1 protein-coding gene is annotated in these 525 nt (G+C 64.1%); it reads right to left on the bottom strand.

Annotated features, from left to right (window positions below):
- Window positions 1–525 (bottom strand): flagellar hook assembly protein FlgD (locus AC1DKN_RS21005; protein ID WP_476872407.1); only part of this gene is annotated, 525 nt, incomplete at both ends.

Raw genomic sequence — 525 nt, forward strand, 5'->3', positions numbered from 1 at the left:
TAAATGCTGACGGTGTAGGTGGGTCCGGTTCCGAGCCCGGCGGGGAACTTGAAGTTCAGGCCGACCCGGCCTGCCTTGGGCAGGTCGATCGCGTAGTAATCGGTGTCATCGATGCCTCCGCTGAGTGCCGAACCGGAAACCGTGGTCCCSAGGGGCACCACCGTCGCGGCCGAGGTGGAGCTGTTGGGTTCGAGTTCGACGGTCCCCGCGGTCAGTGTCGTGTTGAGGGTGTAGGTCTTGCCCCAGCTTGCCCAGCCGCCGCTGTAGCCATAGATCTTGATGTAGGCGCGGCCAGCGGGCAGGAAMGTGCCTTGGCTGGCGAGCCAGGTACCGTCAGCGGCGGAGCCGTCGAGGTCGAAGTTGTAGAGGTTGGTGCCGTTGGCGTTGTAAATGCTGACGGTGTAGGTGGGTCCGGTTCCGAGCCCGGCGGGGAACTTGAAGTTCAGGCCGACCCGGCCTGCCTTGGGCAGGTCGATCGCGTAGTAATCGGTGTCATCGATGCCTCCGCTGAGTGCCGAACCGGAA

Source organism: Arthrobacter sp. 01N444, from assembly GCF_056399305.1.